Raw genomic sequence first — 19,283 nt, 5'->3', positions numbered from 1 at the left:
TCCATGCGTCAAATATCAGCGGTAAGGCGCATCCAGCGAGATGTTGCGCGCAAGTTCACGCTCCCAGCGGTCGCCATTGGCCAGAAGCCTGTCCTTGTCGTAATAAAGCTCCTCGCGCGTCTCCGTCGCGAATTCGAAATTCGGCCCCTCGACGATAGCGTCGACCGGGCAGGCTTCCTGGCAGAAGCCGCAATAAATGCATTTCACCATGTCGATGTCGTAGCGCACGGTGCGCCGCGTGCCGTCATTGCGGCGCGGGCCGGCTTCGATGGTAATGGCCTGCGCCGGGCAGATCGCCTCGCACAATTTGCAGGCGATGCAACGTTCCTCGCCGTTCGGATAGCGGCGCAGCGCATGTTCGCCACGGAAGCGCGGGCTGACCGGCCCCTTCTCATGCGGATAATTGATCGTCTCCTTCGGCGCGAAGAACTGGCGCATCGACAGGAAGAAAGCACTGACGAAATCCTGCAATAGCAGTGACTTGGCGGCCTGGGACAATGCTGACATCAGGCAAACCCCGTGATCTTGAGGAAGGCGGCGGTGGCGACCACCATGAACAGCGAGATCGGCAGGAAGACCTTCCAGCCGAGCCGCATCAGCTGGTCGTAGCGATAGCGCGGCACGAACGCCTTCACCATCGAGAACATGAAGAACACCAGGCAGACCTTGAGCACGAACCAGATCAGCCCCGGCACCCAGGTGAACGGCGCGAAATTGAAGGGCGGCAGCCAGCCGCCAAGGAACAGGATGGTGGCCAGTGCGCACATCAGGACGACGGCGACATATTCGCCCAGGAAGAACAACAGGAACGGCGTCGAGGAATATTCGACCATATGGCCGGCGACGAGTTCCGATTCGGCTTCCACGAGGTCGAAGGGCGGACGGTTGGTTTCCGCCAGCGCCGAGATGAAGAAGACGATGAACATCGGAAACAGGGACAGCCAATGCCAGTCGAGGAAGGTATTGGGCAGGCCGATCCTCGTGCCCAGCCCATCCTGCTGCGACAAAACGATATCGGTCAGGTTGAGCGAGCCGACGCAAAGCAGCACGGTGACGATGACGAAACCGATGGAGACTTCGTAGGACACCATCTGCGCCGCCGAGCGCAGCGCACCGAGGAACGGGTATTTCGAATTGGACGCCCAGCCGCCCATGATCACGCCATAGACCTCGAGCGAGGAGATGGCGAAGACGTAGAGGATGCCGACATTGACGTTGGCGATGGCCCAGCCCTCATTGACCGGGATCACCGCCCAGGCTGAGATCGCAAGCACCGCCGACACCAGCGGCGCCAGCAGGAAAACGCCCTTGTTGGCGCCGGACGGAATCACCGGCTCCTTGAAGACGAATTTCAAAAGGTCAGCGAAGGCCTGCAGCGTGCCCCATGGGCCGACGACGTTCGGTCCGCGGCGCAATTGCACCGCCGCCCAGATCTTGCGGTCGGCGTAAAGCACATAGGCGACGAAGATCAACAGAACGACGATCAGCACGACCGACTTCAAAAGGATCAGCAGCGCCGGCAGCACGTAGAAGGAGAAGAAGGTGTCCATGTCTACTCCGCCGCCTGCCTGAAGCCGTTCTTCGCCAAAGCCGAGCACTCGGCCATCACCGCGGAAGCCCGCGCGATCGGGTTGGTCAGGTAGAAATCCTTGACCGGCGAGGTGAAGGTGCCCTTGTTCAGCCGCCCGCCGAGCTTGGCCACCCTGGCGATGTCGGCCGGGTCGCCGGCCGCGACATGGTCGATGCGGGCAAGATGCGGGTATTCCGCATAGAGCCTAGCGCGCAATTGCGGCAGCGAATCGAACGGCAGCTTCTTGCCGAGCACATCCGACAGTGCCCGAAGGATCGCCCAGTCCTCGCGCGCCTCGCCGGGCGCGAAGCCGGCCCGGTTGGTCTGCTGCACGCGGCCTTCGGTGTTGACGAAGGTGCCCGACTTCTCGGTATAGGCGGCACCCGGCAGGATGACGTTGGCGCGATGCGCGCCCTTGTCGCCATGCGTGCCGATATAGACGACGAAAGCGCCGCCGGTCTTGGCCATGTCGATTTCGTCGGCGCCGAGCAGGAACAGCACATCGGTCTCGCCCAGCATGCCGGCGACGTTCCTGCCGCCCTCGCCCGGCACAAAGCCGACATCGAGGCCGCCGACCCGCGCCGCCGCGGTGTGCAGTACGGCAAAGCCGTTCCAGTCGGCCCTTGCGGCGTTGACGGCGACGGCGAGCTTCGCCGCCTGGCCGAGCACGGCCGCGCCGTCCGGACGCGCCAGCGCACCCTGGCCGACGATGATCAGCGGATGCGTCGCCTTCTTCAGCAGTTGAAAGAATTTGCCGTTGCCATCGGCAAGATCCTTCAGCGATTCCGGCCCGGCGCCGAGTTGCTCGTAATCATAGCGCGTATCGCCGACATCGCCGATGACGCCGACCGGCAGATTGCCGGCCCGCCAGCGCTTGCGGATGCGGGCGTTGAGCAAGGACGCCTCGAAGCGCGGATTGGCGCCGATGATCAGCACCGCATCGGCCTGTTCGATGCCTTCGATGGTCGGGTTGAAGACATAGCTCGCCCGGCCGAGCGACGGATCGAGTGCGGCACCGTCCTGGCGGCAGTCGGTGTTCTTCGAGCCAAGCGAAGCCATCAGAAGCTTCAGCGCGTAGATCTCCTCGACGGCGGCAAGATCGCCGGCAATGGCACCGATCTTTTCGGGTGCGGCATTCGACACCGCTTCCTTGATCGCGGCAAAAGCCTCGGCCCAGCTTGCGGGGGCCAGTCTGCCGTCCTTGCGCACATAGGGCCGGTCGAGGCGCTGCGTGCGCAAGCCGTCCCAAATGAAGCGGGTCTTGTCGGAAATCCATTCCTCGTTCACCGCCTCGTTGGTACGCGGCAGGATGCGCATCACTTCGCGGCCTCGGCTATCGACGCGGATCGCCGAGCCGACGGCGTCCATGACGTCGATGGATTCGGTCTTGGTCAGTTCCCACGGCCGTGCCTGGAAGGCGTAGGGTTTGGAAGTCAGCGCACCGACCGGGCAAAGGTCGATGACATTGCCCTGCAGTTCCGAAGTCATCGCGCTTTCGAGATAGGTGGTGATCTCGGCATCCTCGCCGCGGCCGATCAGACCGAGTTCCGATATGCCGGCAATCTCGGTGGTGAAGCGGACGCAGCGCGTGCAATGGATGCAGCGGTTCATGATCGTCTTGACCAGCGGCCCGATATACTTGTCTTCGACCGCCCGCTTGTTCTCGTGGTAGCGCGAGGAATCGACGCCGAACGCCATCGCCTGGTCCTGCAGGTCGCACTCGCCGCCCTGATCGCAGATCGGGCAATCCAGCGGATGGTTGATCAGCAGGAATTCCATCACGCCTTCGCGCGCCTTCTTGACCATCGGCGTGTTGGTGAAGATTTCCGGCGGCTCGCCGTTCGGGCCGGGGCGCAGGTCGCGCACGCCCATGGCGCAAGACGCCTGCGGCTTGGGCGGCCCGCCCTTGACCTCGATCAGGCACATGCGGCAATTGCCGGCGATCGACAGCCGCTCGTGGAAGCAAAAGCGCGGAACTTCCGCGCCGGCGTCCTCGGCCGCCTGCAGCAGCGTGTAATGGTCGGGTACAGTGATCTCTTTCCCGTCGACCTTGAGCTTTGCCATTTCGCCTCAAACCCCTGCGGACGTTCCGCAATCTTTCCTTCCGGACGCAGCCGAGACCGCGCACGATATTGAATTCACTTTTTGACCCCGGCCAACGCGGCCGCCTGACCGATCCAGCCGTCACGGCCGATGCGGCCCTTCAACGACAGGTAATCTTCGACCCAGGCGATCTCTTGCGGCGTCCACGCGGCGATCTGGGCGTATGTCCAGATGCCAAGGCCGTTCAGCACCTTTTCCAGTTTCGGCCCGATGCCCGATATCGCCTTGAGGTCGGCCGGCTCAGCTGGCCGGTCCATCGCTTTGGGCTGCTTGAAATCTTCCGGCATCAGCCCGGCCGAGGCATCCGCTGCAACGGTGCTCGCATTCGCCAAGCTCCGCGCCGCGGTGCTCGTCGCAATGTCGGTCACGTCATTGGCGAAGGACTGCGCCTCGGCAATCAGGGTTTTGGTCGCTGCGCGCGCCTTTGTCGAGGAGCTTTTGCCGGTCGCGGAAAAGCGTTCCGTCCTGGCTTCGAAATCCTCGGCGACCGGCTGCCAAAGCCGCTGCGAAGTTTCGGCCGCGCCCGAAAGCACGCCCATCCAGATGCCAAAGGCGTGGTTGGCAAGACCGATGCCGAGTGCCGCCATCGCCGCCGCACTCGCGACAGGATGCGCCAGGAGATTGACGGCATTGGCCATCTCCTTCGGCATCATCCTGGTCAGATCCTGGTTCATCTTCAACAACGGGTCCATATCGGGCGTAAAATCGTCGGGTGTCGAAAACAGCGACATAGGTGGTCTCCTGGTCGTTTCCGTCTGCCCCGCGCTCGTTTCCTCGTCTCGGACATTCGCCCGCATTTTTGAATTCTTCTATTCTGCCGCCGCCAGCACCGGTTCGGCGCGGTGTGCGTTGCGCGAAAACTCGTCGATGCGCCGCTCCACCTCGCCGCGGAAATGTCGCATCAGGCCCTGGATCGGCCATGCCGCCGCGTCGCCAAGCGCACAGATCGTGTGGCCCTCGACCTGCTTGGTCACATCGAGCAGCATGTCGATCTCGCGCTTCTGCGCCTCGCCGCGCACCAGCCGTTCCATCACCCGCCACATCCAGCCGGTGCCCTCACGGCAGGGCGTGCACTGGCCGCAGCTTTCGTGCTTGTAGAAATAGGAAAGCCGCGCGATCGCTTTCACGATATCGGTCGATTTGTCCATGACGATGACAGCTGCCGTGCCGAGGCCCGATTTCAGGTCGCGCAGCGCGTCGAAATCCATCGGCTCGTCGATGATCTGCTCGGCCGGCACCAGCGGCACCGACGCTCCGCCCGGAATGACCGCCAGCAGATTATCCCAGCCGCCACGAATGCCGCCGCAATGCGTCTCGATCAGCTCGCGGAACGGGATCGACATCGCCTCTTCGACGGTGCACGGATTGTTGACGTGGCCGGAGATGCAGAACAGCTTGGTGCCGACATTGTTGGGCCGGCCGAAGGACGAGAACCAGGCGGCACCGCGGCGCAGGATGGTCGGCGCGACAGCGATGGACTCGACATTGTTGACCGTCGTCGGGCAGCCATAGAGGCCGACATTGGCCGGAAATGGCGGCTTAAGCCGTGGCTGGCCCTTCTTGCCCTCGAGGCTTTCGAGCAGCGCCGTTTCCTCGCCGCAGATATAGGCGCCGGCGCCATGATGCATGTAGATGTCGAAATCATAGCCGGAGGTGTTGTTCTTGCCGATCAGCTTGGCCGCATAGGCCTCGTCGATGGCGCGTTGCAGCGCCTCGCGCTCGCGGATGAACTCGCCGCGCACATAGATGTAGGCGGCGACCGCGCCCATGGCGAAGCCCGCAAGCAGGCAGCCTTCGACCAGCGTGTGCGGGTCGTGGCGCAGTATGTCGCGGTCCTTGCAGGTGCCGGGCTCGGACTCGTCGGCATTGACGACGAGATAGCTCGGCCGGCCGTCGCTTTGCTTGGGCATGAACGACCATTTCAGCCCGGTCGGGAAGCCCGCGCCGCCACGTCCGCGCAGGCCGCTGGCCTTCATCTCATTGACGATCCACTCGCGCCCCTTGGCGATGATGCCGGGCGTGTTGTCCCAGGCACCGCGCGCCATGGCGCCGGCCAGCGACTTGTCGAAGCGGCCGTAGATATTGTTGAAGATGCGGTCTCTGTCCTGAAGCATTGCTCGTTCCTCAGACCGGCTTCTTGCCGGTCGGCCGGCTTTTGTTTCCGGGCGACGGCGTGGCCGCCTTGGCGGCAGTCTTCGCCGGTTTAACCTTGGCCTCCGGCGCTTTGAAAGCAGACGCCGGCTCGGCCTTGTTCTTGGGGCCTTTGCGCTGTTTCGAGACGTCCTCGACCTGCGGCTCGGCCTTGTTGGCATTGGCGGCCGAATGCAGCGGCGCTGCAACGCTCGCCGCCTTTTCCGCCGCGGGCGCGACTTTTGTCGCCGATGGCGATTTCAGCGCCGGACTGGTCTCGACAGCGTCGGTCTTCGGCTTGCTGGCATTCGAGGGCGCAACCGGCGCCGGCGCGGCAGAAGCGGCTGGCGGGGCCGGCGCCGCGGGTGCTGCGGCGGCAGCCGCCGGCGCCGCTTCCTTGGCGGCCTTGGTCGCCGCCCTGGTTTCCCGGTCGCGGGTCGCCTTCAGGATCGCCTTTTCACTCTTGAGGGTCGTCAGGCCACTGGCCGGCTCTGAGGTGACGCGGCCGTTTTGCGGTCCTGGCGTCACCGAAGCACCCTTGCCGGCGTCATAGAGGTCGATGATCTCGGCAAGCCGCTCCGGCGTCAAATCCTCGTATGTGTCCTTGAAGACCATAACCATCGGTGCGTTGACGCAGGCGCCGAGGCATTCGACCTCCTCCCACGACAGCGTGCCCTTGTCGTTGGTGTGGAACTGGTCGTGATGGATCTTCGAGCGGCACACATCCATCAGCGATTCCGAGCCGCGCAGCATGCAGGGCGTGGTGCCGCAGACCTGGACATGCGCGCGGGTGCCGACCGGATTGAGCTGGTATTGCGTATAGAAGGTGGCGACTTCTAGCCCGCGAATATAGGGCATGCCGAGCATGTCGGAGATCGTCTCGATCGCCGCCTTGGTCACCCAGCCTTCCTGCTCCTGCGCCAGCATCAGCAAGGGGATGATCGCGGATTGCTCGCGCCCCTTCGGATATTGCTTGATCCACTGCTTCGCCGCTGCCGCATTCGCCCGGTTGAAGGCGAAGGAGGCTGGCTGGAGGCTGGCTTCTGCGAGACGGCGGACTGACATTTAGCGATCGACCTCACCAAAGACGTATAGGTTCGTCATCTTGCTGCGGCCTCCTTACAAAGTTTCGCCGTACCGTCGAAACATTGGAAAGTCGGCGAATTTGTCATGACAGGCGGGCAAACGCCGGATTTACCAGCCAAGCGAGCAACAAGCCGCGCGAACCCTGTTTTGCCGGAAGCGGCTGCCGATACCTCCGCCTTAGAGAAACTCGCGCCATCCGGCGCTGCGACGCTACACTCGCATGTATCTCTCTTGAAATAGAAAGCATCGACATCGGCGGATTCTGCTGTCGCACTTTCTTGCATGCCAAGCGTGACGTAGCTCAGCTTGAAGTGCTGCTTCACAAGATCGGAAGCATCGATAGACGCTCCGCACTCGATTGCATATGCAGGGTGCATTGCGACAGCAATGACGATTAACATGAGGCTCAGAATGCGATTCACCGATCGACCTCACCAAACACGATGTCGAGGGAGCCGAGAACGGCGGTGACGTCGGCCAACATGTGGCCGCGGCACAAAAAGTCCATCGCTTGCAGATGCGCAAAGCCGGGGGCGCGCAGCTTGCAGCGGTAGGGCTTGTTGGTGCCGTCGGAGACGAGATAGACACCGAACTCGCCCTTCGGCGCCTCGACCGCGGCATAGACCTCGCCGGCCGGAACGCGGTAGCCTTCGGTGTAGAGCTTGAAGTGATGGATCAGCGCTTCCATCGAGCGCTTCATCGCCGCGCGCTTCGGCGGCACCACCTTGCCGTCGAGGTTAGACACCGGCCCGCTGCCCTCCTTACCGAGCAACAGGTCGACGCACTGGCGCATGATTTTCGCCGACTGCCGCATCTCTTCCATACGCACCAGATAACGGTCGAAGCAGTCGCCGTTCTTGCCGATCGGAATGTCGAAGTCCAGCTCGGCATAGCATTCGTAGGGCTGCGATTTGCGCAGATCCCACGGCGCACCCGAGCCGCGCACCATGACGCCGGAAAAGCCCCAGGCCCAAGCGTCGGCCAGGGAGACGGTAGCGATGTCGACATTGCGCTGCTTGAAGATGCGGTTGCCGGTCAAAAGCGCGTCGAGGTCGTCGACCGACTTCAGGAACGGGTCGATCCACTTGCCGATGTCCTCGATCAGCTTCTGCGGCAGGTCCTGGTGGACGCCGCCCGGCCGGAAATAGGCCGCGTGCATGCGCGAGCCCGAGGCGCGCTCATAGAACACCATCAGCTTTTCGCGCTCGACAAAACCCCAGAGCGGCGGCGTCAGCGCGCCGACATCCATCGCCTGCGTCGTCACATTGAGGATGTGCGACATAATGCGGCCGATCTCGGAGTAGAGAACTCGAATAAGCTGCCCGCGCTTCGGCACCTCGATACCGAGCAGCCGCTCGGCGGCGAGCGCAAAGGCATGCTCCTGGTTCATCGGCGCGCAATAGTCGAGCCGGTCGAGATAGGGCACGGCCTGCAGATAAGTCTTGTGCTCGATCAGCTTTTCCGTGCCGCGATGCAAAAGCCCGATATGCGGATCGACGCGATCGACGACTTCTCCGTCAAGCTCCAGCACAAGGCGCAAAACGCCATGCGCAGCAGGGTGTTGCGGGCCGAAATTGATATTGAAGTTGCGAACGGAGGTTTCAGCCATTTACTGCTTTGCCTTCTCATCTCCCGGAAGCACGTAATCCGTACCTTCCCACGGAGACAGAAAATCGAAATTGCGGAATTCCTGCTTGAGCTCGACCGGCTCGTAGATGACGCGCTTGGCTTCGTCGTCGTAGCGCACCTCGACGAAGCCGGTCAGCGGAAAGTCCTTGCGCAGCGGATGGCCCTCGAAGCCGTAGTCGGTCAGGATCCGGCGCAGATCGGGATGGCCCGAAAACAGCACGCCATAGAGGTCGTAGGTCTCGCGCTCGAACCAGTCCGCGCCGGGATATATGCCGGTGATCGACGGCACCAGCGTCTCTTCGTCGGCCTGGACCTTGATGCGGATGCGGATATTCTGCCTCGGCGACAGCAGGTGATAGACCACGTCGAAGCGCTTTGCCCGCGACGGATAATCTGCGCCGCAAACGTCGATGATCGAAATGAACTGGCATTTCGGGTCGTCGCGCAGGAAGGTCACCACCTCGATCAGGTCGCGCGGCTCGACCGAGATAGTGAGTTCGCCATAGGCGAGCACCGCTTCGCCGATCCGGCCGGTCAGCTTCTCGCCAAGATAGGTCGAGAGGTCATTCAACGCCTGGGTCATGCCGCTCACCGTTCGATCGTGCCGGTGCGGCGGATCTTCTTCTGCAGCAGAAGGATGCCGTAGAGCAGCGCTTCAGCGCTCGGTGGGCAGCCGGGCACGTAGATGTCGACCGGCACGATGCGGTCGCAGCCGCGCACCACCGAATAGGAATAATGATAATAGCCGCCGCCATTGGCACAGGAGCCCATCGAGATGACGTAGCGCGGCTCCGGCATCTGGTCGTAGACCTTGCGCAGCGCCGGCGCCATCTTGTTGGTCAGCGTGCCGGCGACGATCATGATGTCGGACTGGCGCGGAGACGCGCGCGGCGCGACACCGAAACGCTCGCTGTCGTAGCGTGGCATCGAGGTGTGGATCATCTCGACGGCGCAGCAGGCGAGGCCAAAGGTCATGAACATCAACGAGCCGCTGCGCGCCCAGGTGATCAGCGCCTCGGTCGAAGTGACGAGAAAACCCTTGTCGGCGAGTTCGTTGTTGATCTCCAGGAAGAACGGATCATCCTCCCCCACCGGTCTGCCGGTGTTGGGGTCGATGAGGCCCTTGGGCTTCGGCGCGACGAGCGTGCCGGAACTGTCGTTCAATCCCATTCCAGCGCTCCTTTTTTCCATTCATAGGCAAAGCCGATGGTCAGCACCGCCAAAAACACCATCATCGACCAGAAACCGAGCATGCCGATCTGACTGAACGACACTGCCCAAGGAAACAGGAAGGCCACCTCCAGATCGAAGATGATGAACAGGATCGACACCAGGTAGAAGCGGATGTCGAACTTCATGCGGGCGTCGTCGAACGAGTTGAAGCCGCACTCATAGGCGGAAAGCTTTTCCGGATCGGGGTTGCGGTAAGCCACCAGGAACGGTGCGGCGAGCAGCGCCAGGCCGACGACCAGCGCCACGCCGATGAACAGGACGATGGGCAGGTACGAACCTAAAAGTGCGTTCATGCTGCAGTTTTCCGTTGGCGGCCAATCCACTCTGATTACAGCACCGGACCCACTTGCGGAAGCGTGACAGATTAACCACTGAACCGTTTTAAGGGGGCTCTATGCTGCAACGCGGCGAGGGTTAGCGCAGCGCTTTCGGCGAAGCAAGTCAAACCTTGTTCAAATCGCGGTGCTGGACGGCATATCCGGGAAAACTGGTCCGATCCGCTCCTGTTTGATTTCCTTCACTTTTCACTCCACTTTTCTCTCCTGACATAGATGCCGCCAAAACCTTGCTAGCATGGGGCGGAATCGCAGGTCATTTTCTCTGTCTAACATCGTCCGGATACCGCCTTCATGAAAGAAAAAATCTCGCTTGCCCTGGCCCGTCGCATTGCGCTTGCGGCACAGGGATTCAATGACCCGCGCCCCAGCGGCACGCCTGACCGCCGGCATCTGGCCCGGGTGCTTGCACGTACCGGCCTGCTGCAGATCGATTCCGTCAGCGCCGTGGTTCGCGCCCATTATATGCCGCTCTATTCGCGGCTTGGCCCCTACAAGCTGGCGCTGCTCGACGACGCCGCGGTGACACGCAAGCGCATGGTCTTCGAATATTGGGCGCATGAAGCCTCGTTCTTGCCCGTCGAGACCTATCCGCTGATGCGCTGGCGCATGCGGCGGGCCGAGCGCGGCGAGGAAATGTACAGCGGACTGGCAAAATGGGGCCGCGAGCACGCCGCCTACATTGAGGACATCTATCGCGAGGTCGCTGAACGAGGCCCGATCGCGGCGTCGGCTTTCGAAGGCCAGAAGGGCTCGGGCGGCTGGTGGGGCTGGAGCCATGCCAAGCATGCCTTCGAATGGCTGTTCTGGGCGGGCCGCATCACCACGGCGCACCGGCGTGGTTTCGAGCGGTTCTACGATCTGCCGGAGCGCGTGCTGCCGCCAACGGTACTCGCTTTGCCAGTTCCGTCCCCCGCGGACGCCCACCGCGAACTGCTGCGCATCTCCGCCCGCGCCCATGGCGTCGCCACGGCGGGCGATCTGCGCGACTATTTCCGCCTCTCGCCCGCCGACATCAAGGGCCGCATCGAGGAACTGGTCGAGGCTGGCGACCTGTTGCCGGTGAGCGTCGAAGGCTGGAGCAAAACAGCCTATCTCCACAAGGACGCCCGTTTGCCGCGCAGGATCGAGGCGCGCGCCTTGCTTGCGCCGTTCGATCCCGTCGTCTTCGAGCGGTCGCGCACCGAGCGGTTGTTCGACTTCCACTACCGCATCGAGATCTACACGCCGGCCGAAAAGCGCCAGTATGGCTATTATGTGCTGCCGTTCCTGCTCGGCGACAGCATCGTCGGGCGCGTCGACCTCAGGGCCGACCGCCCGGCCGGCGTATTGCGCGTCCATGCCGCCTATTCGGAGCCCGGCGCCCCGCCGCAAACTGCCGCCGCCCTTTTCGAGGAATTGAAGCAGATGCAGGGTTGGCTCGGGCTCGAGCGCATCGAGGTGACGGCTGCCGGCGACCTCGGCCAGCCGCTCGCAGATATCGCCGCGTCATAGACGTGCGTTGACACGACTGCCTTCACAAGCCTAAATCCGTTCCAGACGGTCCCCTGCCCGCAACGGCAAGGGCCAAGAGGGAATGCGGTGCGAAATCTCGATTTCAAATCCGCGGCTGTCCCCGCAACTGTAAGCGACGAGCCAAGGCCGAAAACCACTGGGATATTCCCGGGAAGGCGGCACCCAGGCGATGACCCGCGAGCCAGGAGACCTGCCGTCTAGGACATAAGAATCCGATCGCCTGGCGGGTTTTCCGGGCAAGGAGCCTGATTTGGAACGCGACAGCAGTTTTCCGGCTGAGACAGCGGATTTATTGTCCGGCCATGGTGATTCCCCGGCCGGCGTTACCGTCATCGTCTGCTCGTCCTGCCGTGACGAGACCGGTTCGGACGCTTATCCCCGCGCCGGCGAACTGCTCGCCGAGGACACGCGCCGCGCCGCTTCCAGCGAAAACATTAAAATCCGCACCGTCGAATGCCTCGGCAATTGCAAGCGCCGGCTCAGCGCCGCGATGCTGCGCGACGGCTGCTGGAGCTATGTCTTCGGCGACCTGACCACGACCAGCGGCACCGATCTGGTGACGGGGGCAAAGCTGTTCGCTACTTCGACGGACGGCCTCATTCCGTGGCGCGGCCGTCCCGATTGCCTGAAGCGCGGCTTGGTTGCCCGCATCCCTCCCCTCGACCTTTTGAAGGACTTGATATGACTTCCCCAGATTCGGCCGCCAACGTTTCGCGCGTCCCCTGCACCGTCGTCACCGGCTTTCTCGGCGCCGGCAAGACGACGCTGATCCGCCATTTGCTCGAAAACGCCAAAGGCAAGCGCCTGGCCATCATCGTCAACGAGTTCGGCGATATCGGCATCGACGGCGAGATCCTGAAGGGCTGCGGCATCGACACTTGCCCCGAGGAAAACATCGTCGAGCTGGCCAATGGCTGCATCTGCTGCACTGTCGCCGACGACTTTGTCCCCGCGCTCGACCAGATCCTGTCGCTGACGCCGAAGGTCGACCACATCCTGATCGAGACGTCCGGGCTGGCCCTGCCCAAGCCGCTGGTCCAGGCCTTCCAGTGGCCGTCGGTGAAAAGCCGCGTCACGGTCGATGGCGTCATCGCCGTCGTCGACGGGCCGGCGCTGGCTGATGGCCGCGTTGCCAACGACATGGACGCCCTGCAGGCGCAGCGCGCGCAGGACGAGACGCTCGACCATGACGATCCTGTCGAGGAGGTGTTCGAAGACCAGCTCGCTTGTGCCGACCTGATCATCCTGTCGAAGAGCGACCTGCTGGACGCAGCCGGCGCGGCGCGCGCCAATGCCGTCATCGGCAAGCATGTTGCGCGGGCGGTGAAGATCGTGCCGACCTCGCAAGGCAAGGTCGATCCGTCGGTGCTGCTCGGCCTTGGTCTCGCCGTCGAGGACGACATCGAGAACCGCAAGACCCATCACGACGACGAGCTCGACCACGAACATGACGACTTTGACTCGTTCGTCATCGACATTGCGTCGGTGTCCGACCCGGACGAGCTGGCACAACGCGTCGCCACGGCGGCGGAGGAAGAAAACGTATTGCGCGTCAAGGGTTTCGTCGACGTCGGCGGCAAGCCGATGCGGCTCTTGCTGCAGGCCGTCGGTCCGCGCGTCAACCACTATTACGACCGCGCCTGGACCGCTGAAGACGATCGCCGCTCGCGCCTCGTCGTCATCGGCCTGAAAGGGCTGAACCGCCCGGCGATCGAGCGTATCCTCGCCGGCTGATCCCAGGTACGAGCCGCGATGCACATCCTCACCACCACATCCGCCTCGCTCGACGATCTCGCCGAGCCTGTCGATCTCAGGCAAACGCCTGCGGATGTCGTGGCGTTGTCCTTCACCGACAGCGACCTCGCCGGGCTGGCGGCGGCGTGGAAGGCAGATGCGGACCGCCTGCCGTCGATGCGGCTCGCCGCCTTGCGCGACCTGCGCCACCCGATGTCCGTCGACCTCTGGATCGACAGCGTCGCCCGCCACGCCAAGGTCGTCCTGGTCCGCATCCTCGGCGGTTACGACTGGTGGCGCTACGGCTGCGACCAGCTTGCCGTTGTCGCGCGAAATCGCGGTATTAAGCTGGCGCTCCTACCGGGCGAGAGCCACGACGAGGATTTGCGGCTGATCGAAGGCTCGACGCTGCCGCGCCAGGAACTTGATGGTCTGCTCGACTATTTCCGCGAAGGTGGCCCGGCGAATATGACGGCGCTGGTGCAGAGGTTGGCAAGTCTCGCCGGATCGGGTGCGGCGGTCGCTGAACCTGTCAGCGTGCCAAAGGCGGGATTTTACGAGCCGGGACGCGGCGTTATAGAAAGAATGGACTTATCAAGCGTCGGCATTCCTTCGCGCCCCCCTCTGTCCTGCCGGACAGAGGGGGGCGCGACGGAACGCAGCCTAAACCTACCGTCCGCCGAACCCGCCCCCATCATCCCCATCCTGTTCTACCGCTCGATGCTGCTCGCCGCCGATGTCGCGCCCATCGACGCGCTTTTCGAAGCGCTGGGCGCACGCGGCATGGTTCCCGTGCCTATTTTCGTCTCCAGCCTCAAGGACGCGGCATCGCTCGCCTTTGTCGAAACCGCGTTTGCCGCGCTGAACCCTGCCGCCATCATCACCGCCACAGCTTTCGCCTCGGGCGCCGAACCCGGCGTTGAGACGCTGTTCGACCGCGCCGGAGTGCCGGTGTTCCAGGTCGTCGTCGCGACCACCCGCCGCGACATCTGGCAGAACAACCAGCGCGGCCTGGCGCCCGCCGACCTTGCCATGCATGTCGTCCTGCCCGAGCTCGACGGCCGCATCCTGGCCGGCGCCATTTCCTTCAAGAGCGAAAGCGAGATCGATCCGGCATTGGCCTTCCGCGCCTTCGCCAACCGGCCAGAGCCTGACCGCGTGGCGCAGGTCGCGAACCGTATCGAGGCCTTCGTGCGTCTGCAGCGGACGCCGCGTGCGGAGCGCAAGCTCGCCATCCTGATCCCCGACTATCCGAGCGCGCCCGGCCGCACCGGCTATGCCGTCGGTCTCGACGTGCCGTCCAGCGTGCTGGCGATGCTGCACGACCTGAGCGAACAGGGCTACGCCGTTGAAGGGATTCCGCAAACGCCGCGTCAGTTGCTGGAGGTGCTGGAGCCAGCCGACCAGGGACTGGCTTTGCAGGATTATCTGACCTTCTCGAAGGAATTGCCGCCGGCGGCCATCGCTGCGGTGGAGGCCGCATGGGGGAATACGGATGATGAGACAGGTTCGCGCGAGGCACCCCCCTCTGTGCTGCCGGACATCTCCCCTTCGAGGGGGGAGATTGCGCTGTTGTCTCTGCTTTCGCCAACTACCAAGGGCGTTAAGGGAGAGCCGGCAGCCGAACTGCCAATCTCCCCCCTTGAAGGGGAGATGTCCGGCAGGGCAGAGGGGGGTGTCCAAGCGCCCACCACCGCAAAATTCCCCTTCCGCGCCGCCACCTTCGGCAATATCACCGTAGCCCTCGCCCCTGATCGCGGGCGCTCAGCCGACCGCCGCGCCGACTATCACGACCCGACACTGCCGCCGCGCCATGCACTGATCGCCTTTGGCTTGTGGCTGCGTAAGTCGCTCGGCATCCATGCAATTATCCATGTCGGCGCCCACGGCACGCTGGAGTGGCTGCCCGGCAAGACCGTGGCGCTCAGCGAAAACTGCTTTCCCGAAATCGTCACCGGCCCCCTGCCCGTCATTTATCCTTTCATCGTCTCCAACCCCGGCGAGGCAGCACAAGCCAAGCGACGCATTGCCGCCGTCACGCTTGGCCATCTGCCGCCGCCGCTGACCGGCGCCGGGCTGGAAGAAGAGCAGCATAAACTCGAGCGACTGGTTGACGAATATGCCCAGGCCGACGGGCTCGACCGCCGCCGCCGCGACCGCCTGGCGAAGCTGATCGTCGAGACTGCGGAAAAGACCGGCCTCGCCTCAGAGGCCGGCGTCGCCAGGACCGACGCAGCCGACGAAGCCTTGCGCCGCATCGACGCCTGGCTCTGCGATCTCAAGGATTTCGCCATCAAGGACGGCCTGCATATCTACGGTCGCTCGCCTGAGGGCGAAACCGATCCTTTGCGCGAGCAGAGTGCGGCAGCCGAGAAAGTAGCACTCATCGCGGCCCTCGACGGCCGCCATGTCGCCGCCGGTCCGGCCGGTGCACCGGCGCGTGGCCGGCGCGATGTGCTGCCCACCGGCCGCAATTTGTTTACCGCCGACCCACGCACCATGCCGACGCCGACCGCCTATGATCTGGGCAAGGTGGCAGCGGAAGAAGTCGTCCGCAGCTACATGCAATCGCATGGCGACTGGCCGCGCTCGCTGGTCATCGACCTCTGGGGCTCGGCCTCGCTGCGCACCGGCGGTGAGGAGATCGCGCAAGGCCTGGCGCTGATGGGCTGCCGGCCGCAATGGGATTCCGCCACCGGCCGCATCACCGGCATCGAGGTGCTGCCGCCGGCAACGCTCGGCCGCCCGCGCGTCGACGTCACCTGGCGCATATCCGGCCTGTTCCGCGACATGTTCCCAACCCAGATCGCGCTGATCGATGCCGCCGCCAACGCCGTCGCGACCCGCGACGAGGACGATTCGGAAAACCCGCTGGCGGCGAGAACCCGTGCAGACGGCAAGATCAGCCCGCGCATATTCGGCACCTCGCCCGGCACTTACGGCGCCGGCATCGAGGACTTGCTATCAAGCGGCGACTGGGCCGCGCGCGAAGAGATCGGCCGCGCCTATCTCGCCGCCACCTCGCATGCCTATGGCGGCGCCGAGGGCGAAGGCATTTCGGCGCCCGGCGCTTTTGAGGGCCGCATCGCTGAGGCCGACCTTCTGGTTCATACCGGCGACGATCCCGGCCGCGACATCCTCGAAGGCTCGGCCGACGTCGCCTTTATCGGCGGCTTTTCGGCAGCGCTTGCCGCGCTCGGCAAAAACGCTGACGTGATCGTGCTCGACACCACGGATCCGCAAAAGCCCAAGCCACGCTCGGTTGGGGACGCCGTATCCCGCGTCGTACGGGCACGCGCCGTCAATCCGCGCTTCATTGCCGGCCAGATGCGCCACGGGCCGCGCGGCGCCTCGGAATTCGCCGAGACGGTCGACCGGCTTGTCGGCTTTGCCGAGACCACTCATGCCATATCTGGCGCGCTGATCGAGGCCGTGCACGACGCCTATCTCGGCGACCCCGTTGTCCGCGCCTTCATCCTGCGCGAGAACCCGTCGGCGGCGAAGGTCATGGCCGAACGTTTCATGTCGGCACGACGGCGCGGTCTGTGGCATCCGCTGCGCAATTCGATCGATGACGATCTCGCCGCACTGATTGCCGAAGCCCAGGCGCTTGGGGTGGCGGCATGAACGCTTTCTCCCGACGCAGCGCCTGCCCTGCTTTGTCGGCACCGATGCAAACCGGCGACGGGCTGCTGGTGCGGCTCAATCCGGTCGCTGGAGGACTGTTGCCGAAGTCGTTGATCGGACTCTGCGAATCCGCCCTGCGCCACGGCAACGGCATTATGGAAGTGACCGCCCGCGGCAGCTTGCAGATACGCGGCCTGACGCCCGAAAGCGCCCGGCTGCTGGCGATGGAGGTCGATGCGCTGGGTGTTGCCGTTCGCACCGGCGTGCCGGTCGAGACTGGTCCGCTGGCCGGGCTCGACCCGGAGGAAATCGCCGATCCGCGCCCGCTAGCGGAGCGGATTCGGGCGGCAATCGAGGGCGCCGGCGTCACGCAGCGTCTTGGCCCGAAGGTCTCGGTGATTGTCGACGGTGGCGGACAGCTGACCTTGGATGCAGTGACGGCCGATGCCAGGCTGGCTGCGGTGCGGACCGATGCGGGGACGCAATGGCAGGTGGCTATCGCCGGCGACGGTCAGACTGCGATCCTACTCATTATGGCCGAGGAAGATGCGGCCTGCGACATCGCCGTTGCGATCCTAAGGATGGTTGCCGAAAAGGGGCGCGATGCCCATGCGCGGGATTTGACAGAAAGACAGCTGAGATCTCTAGCAAATTGGCGATCCTTCGCGCCCCCCTCTGTCCTGCCGGACATCTCCCCCACTTGGGGGGAGATTGCGCCCTCATCTCAGCTTTCGCCAATCGATAAGGATGCTAAGAGTGAGCCACCGGCGAAGCTGCCGATCTCCCCCCAAGTGGGGGAGATGTCCGGCAGGACAGAGGGGGGCGCGAAGGATCGCCGGCCCATCGGAGTTTTCGACTTGGCTGCAGCCGGAACCGCCCTCGGCATCGGCCTACCCTTCGGCAGCATGCCGGCGAACCAGATCATCGCTCTCGCGCAGAGCGCGCTGGCCCTTGGCGCCACCGAAATCCGCCTAGCGCCGGGCCGCGCGCTGGTTTTCCTCGGCCTCGCGCCAGCGGCCTGCCCGCCGCTCCACCAAGCCGCCGCAACCCTCGGCTTCGTCACCGACGCCGCCGACCCGCGCACGAAAATCGCCGCTTGCCCGGGTGCTCCCGCCTGTGCCTCTGGCCGCATCGCGACGCGCGAAATCGCCGAGATCATCGCCCTCGAAAACCGCGACATCTTCGATTCTTCCTTGACGCTGCACATCTCCGGCTGCGCCAAGGGCTGCGCCCATGCCGGTCCGGCGGCGCTGACATTGGTCGGCGGCGAAAACGGAGCCGGACTTGTCGTGGACGGGACGGCTAAGGCATTGCCCGCCGGATACAGGCCGGGGGACGACGCTGCGCACGGCATCGGCGGCATTGCAGCGGCAATCCGCAGAAAACGACTTCGAGGCGAGACTGCCGCCGCCTGTCTGGCAAGGCTTGGCACGGCCGGCGTCGTCAAAGCTTACCGACAGGAATGAGCATGCCCGCCCAGAACCCCATCACCTACGACTATATTCATGATGGCACGGCGATCTATGAGCGCTCCTTCGCCATCATCCGCGCCGAGGCCGACCTGTCGCGCTTTTCCGAAGCCGAGGCCGATGTCGCCATCCGCATGATCCATGCCTGCGGCCAGGTCGAGGCTGCGCGGCATTTCGTTTTCTCCAGCGATTTCGTCGCCGCCGCGCGCACAGCGTTGAGCGCCGGCGCGCCGATTTTCTGCGACGCACAGATGGTCTCGCATGGCGTCACGCGCGCGCGGCTGCCGGCCGGCAACGAAGTGACCTGCACGCTGCGCGATCCGCGGACCGCCGACATCGCGAGAAAAATCGGCAACACCCGCTCGGCCGCGGCGATCGACCTGTGGGGCGAGCGCATGGCGGGTTCGGTTGTCGCGATCGGCAATGCGCCGACCGCCCTGTTTTATCTGCTGGAAAAGCTGCGCGATGGTGCGCCGAAGCCGGCGGCGATCATCGGTATGCCGGTCGGGTTTGTCGGTGCCGCCGAATCGAAGGATGCGCTGGCCGAAAATTCCTATGGCGTGCCCTTCGCCATCGTGCGCGGCCGGCTGGGCGGCAGCGCCATGACCGCCGCCGCGCTCAACGCTTTGGCGAGGCCGGGCCTATGAATGCGATCGTAAGAGGTCGGCTGGTCGGCGTTGGCACCGGTCCTGGCGACCCAGAACTTTTGACGCTGAAGGCAGTGCGCGCGCTGGCGGAGGCCGATGTCGTTGCGCATTTCGCCAAGCGCGGCAACAACAGCAACGCGCGCGCCATCGTCGGAGCCCATTTTCGCGCTGATTTGATAGAGTTGCCGCTGCTCTATCCGGTGAC

18 protein-coding genes and 1 riboswitch are annotated in these 19,283 nt (G+C 64.1%); of the genes, 7 read left to right on the top strand and 11 right to left on the bottom strand.

The window, feature by feature from the left end; genetic code table 11:
* Nucleotides 1–15: 15 nt before the first annotated feature.
* The 11 genes from nuoI to NKI22_RS03825 form a co-directional block, all read right to left on the bottom strand.
* On the bottom strand, nt 16–507 hold the full coding sequence (gene nuoI, locus NKI22_RS03875) for an NADH-quinone oxidoreductase subunit NuoI (protein ID WP_023676622.1): 492 nt from the start codon (nt 505–507) through the stop codon (nt 16–18).
* Complete coding sequence (gene nuoH / locus NKI22_RS03870) at nt 507–1,550, bottom strand: NADH-quinone oxidoreductase subunit NuoH (protein WP_352483051.1); 1,044 nt, start codon at nt 1,548–1,550, stop codon at nt 507–509. Before nuoH ends, nuoI begins: the two co-directional genes overlap by 1 nt.
* A 2-nt stretch (nt 1,551–1,552) precedes the next feature.
* Entirely contained in the window at nt 1,553–3,634 is a 2,082-nt protein-coding gene (gene nuoG / locus NKI22_RS03865; RefSeq protein ID WP_352483050.1) for an NADH-quinone oxidoreductase subunit NuoG, read from the bottom strand.
* A 74-nt stretch (nt 3,635–3,708) separates the two neighbouring features.
* Entirely contained in the window at nt 3,709–4,404 is a 696-nt protein-coding gene (locus NKI22_RS03860; protein WP_352483048.1) for a helix-hairpin-helix domain-containing protein, read from the bottom strand.
* 78 nt (nt 4,405–4,482) lie between these two features.
* Nucleotides 4,483–5,787 (bottom strand): NADH-quinone oxidoreductase subunit NuoF, encoded by a 1,305-nt coding sequence (gene nuoF / locus NKI22_RS03855; protein ID WP_352814655.1) that lies wholly within the window; start codon nt 5,785–5,787, stop codon nt 4,483–4,485.
* Nucleotides 5,788–5,797: 10 nt separating this feature from the next.
* Entirely contained in the window at nt 5,798–6,868 is a 1,071-nt protein-coding gene (gene nuoE, locus NKI22_RS03850; RefSeq protein ID WP_352496386.1) for an NADH-quinone oxidoreductase subunit NuoE, read from the bottom strand.
* Nucleotides 6,869–6,903: 35 nt separating this feature from the next.
* Nucleotides 6,904–7,311, bottom strand: coding sequence for a hypothetical protein (locus NKI22_RS03845; RefSeq protein ID WP_352483044.1), 408 nt, complete (start codon nt 7,309–7,311; stop codon nt 6,904–6,906).
* Complete coding sequence (locus NKI22_RS03840) at nt 7,308–8,498, bottom strand: NADH-quinone oxidoreductase subunit D (protein ID WP_023720747.1); 1,191 nt, start codon at nt 8,496–8,498, stop codon at nt 7,308–7,310. Before NKI22_RS03840 ends, NKI22_RS03845 begins: the two co-directional genes overlap by 4 nt.
* A complete protein-coding gene (locus NKI22_RS03835; RefSeq protein ID WP_023720748.1) occupies nt 8,499–9,101 on the bottom strand; it encodes an NADH-quinone oxidoreductase subunit C in 603 nt (200 codons plus the stop codon).
* A 5-nt stretch (nt 9,102–9,106) separates the two neighbouring features.
* Nucleotides 9,107–9,688, bottom strand: a complete 582-nt coding sequence (locus NKI22_RS03830) for a NuoB/complex I 20 kDa subunit family protein (RefSeq protein ID WP_023720749.1) — start codon at nt 9,686–9,688, stop codon at nt 9,107–9,109.
* The gene (locus NKI22_RS03825) at nt 9,679–10,044 is read right to left on the bottom strand and encodes an NADH-quinone oxidoreductase subunit A (RefSeq protein WP_023720750.1); all 366 of its coding nucleotides are present in this window, start codon (nt 10,042–10,044) and stop codon (nt 9,679–9,681) included. The genes NKI22_RS03830 and NKI22_RS03825 overlap by 10 nt, the downstream gene beginning before the upstream one ends.
* Nucleotides 10,045–10,380: 336 nt before the next feature.
* Between NKI22_RS03825 and NKI22_RS03820 the strand changes: the two genes are divergently transcribed.
* From NKI22_RS03820 to NKI22_RS03790, 7 genes are all read left to right on the top strand, one after another.
* Nucleotides 10,381–11,580 carry a winged helix-turn-helix domain-containing protein gene (locus NKI22_RS03820; RefSeq protein WP_023720751.1) on the top strand — a complete coding sequence of 400 codons (1,200 nt, stop codon included), beginning with the start codon at nt 10,381–10,383 and terminating at the stop codon, nt 11,578–11,580.
* Nucleotides 11,581–11,609: 29 nt separating this feature from the next.
* A riboswitch (cobalamin riboswitch) is annotated at nt 11,610–11,813 on the top strand.
* 38 nt (nt 11,814–11,851) lie between these two features.
* On the top strand, nt 11,852–12,286 hold the full coding sequence (locus tag NKI22_RS03815; protein ID WP_352814657.1) for a DUF1636 family protein: 435 nt from the start codon (nt 11,852–11,854) through the stop codon (nt 12,284–12,286).
* The gene (gene cobW / locus NKI22_RS03810; protein WP_023720753.1) at nt 12,283–13,335 is read left to right on the top strand and encodes a cobalamin biosynthesis protein CobW; all 1,053 of its coding nucleotides are present in this window, start codon (nt 12,283–12,285) and stop codon (nt 13,333–13,335) included. Before NKI22_RS03815 ends, cobW begins: the two co-directional genes overlap by 4 nt.
* 18 nt (nt 13,336–13,353) lie before the next feature.
* Nucleotides 13,354–16,962 carry a cobaltochelatase subunit CobN gene (locus NKI22_RS03805; RefSeq protein WP_352937408.1) on the top strand — a complete coding sequence of 1,203 codons (3,609 nt, stop codon included), beginning with the start codon at nt 13,354–13,356 and terminating at the stop codon, nt 16,960–16,962.
* Nucleotides 16,959–18,428 (top strand): precorrin-3B synthase, encoded by a 1,470-nt coding sequence (gene cobG, locus NKI22_RS03800; RefSeq protein ID WP_352483040.1) that lies wholly within the window; start codon nt 16,959–16,961, stop codon nt 18,426–18,428. Before NKI22_RS03805 ends, cobG begins: the two co-directional genes overlap by 4 nt.
* The gene (locus NKI22_RS03795) at nt 18,425–19,078 is read left to right on the top strand and encodes a precorrin-8X methylmutase (RefSeq protein ID WP_352483039.1); all 654 of its coding nucleotides are present in this window, start codon (nt 18,425–18,427) and stop codon (nt 19,076–19,078) included. Before cobG ends, NKI22_RS03795 begins: the two co-directional genes overlap by 4 nt.
* The coding region (locus NKI22_RS03790; protein ID WP_352958230.1) for an SAM-dependent methyltransferase at nt 19,075–19,283 on the top strand (209 nt) is incomplete at its 3' end. The genes NKI22_RS03795 and NKI22_RS03790, both read left to right, overlap by 4 nt.

The organism is Mesorhizobium sp. M0778 (assembly GCF_040320105.1).
In the GTDB taxonomy this organism is placed as follows: domain Bacteria; phylum Pseudomonadota; class Alphaproteobacteria; order Rhizobiales; family Rhizobiaceae; genus Mesorhizobium.
This window is presented reverse-complemented; position numbering and strand designations above follow the sequence as displayed.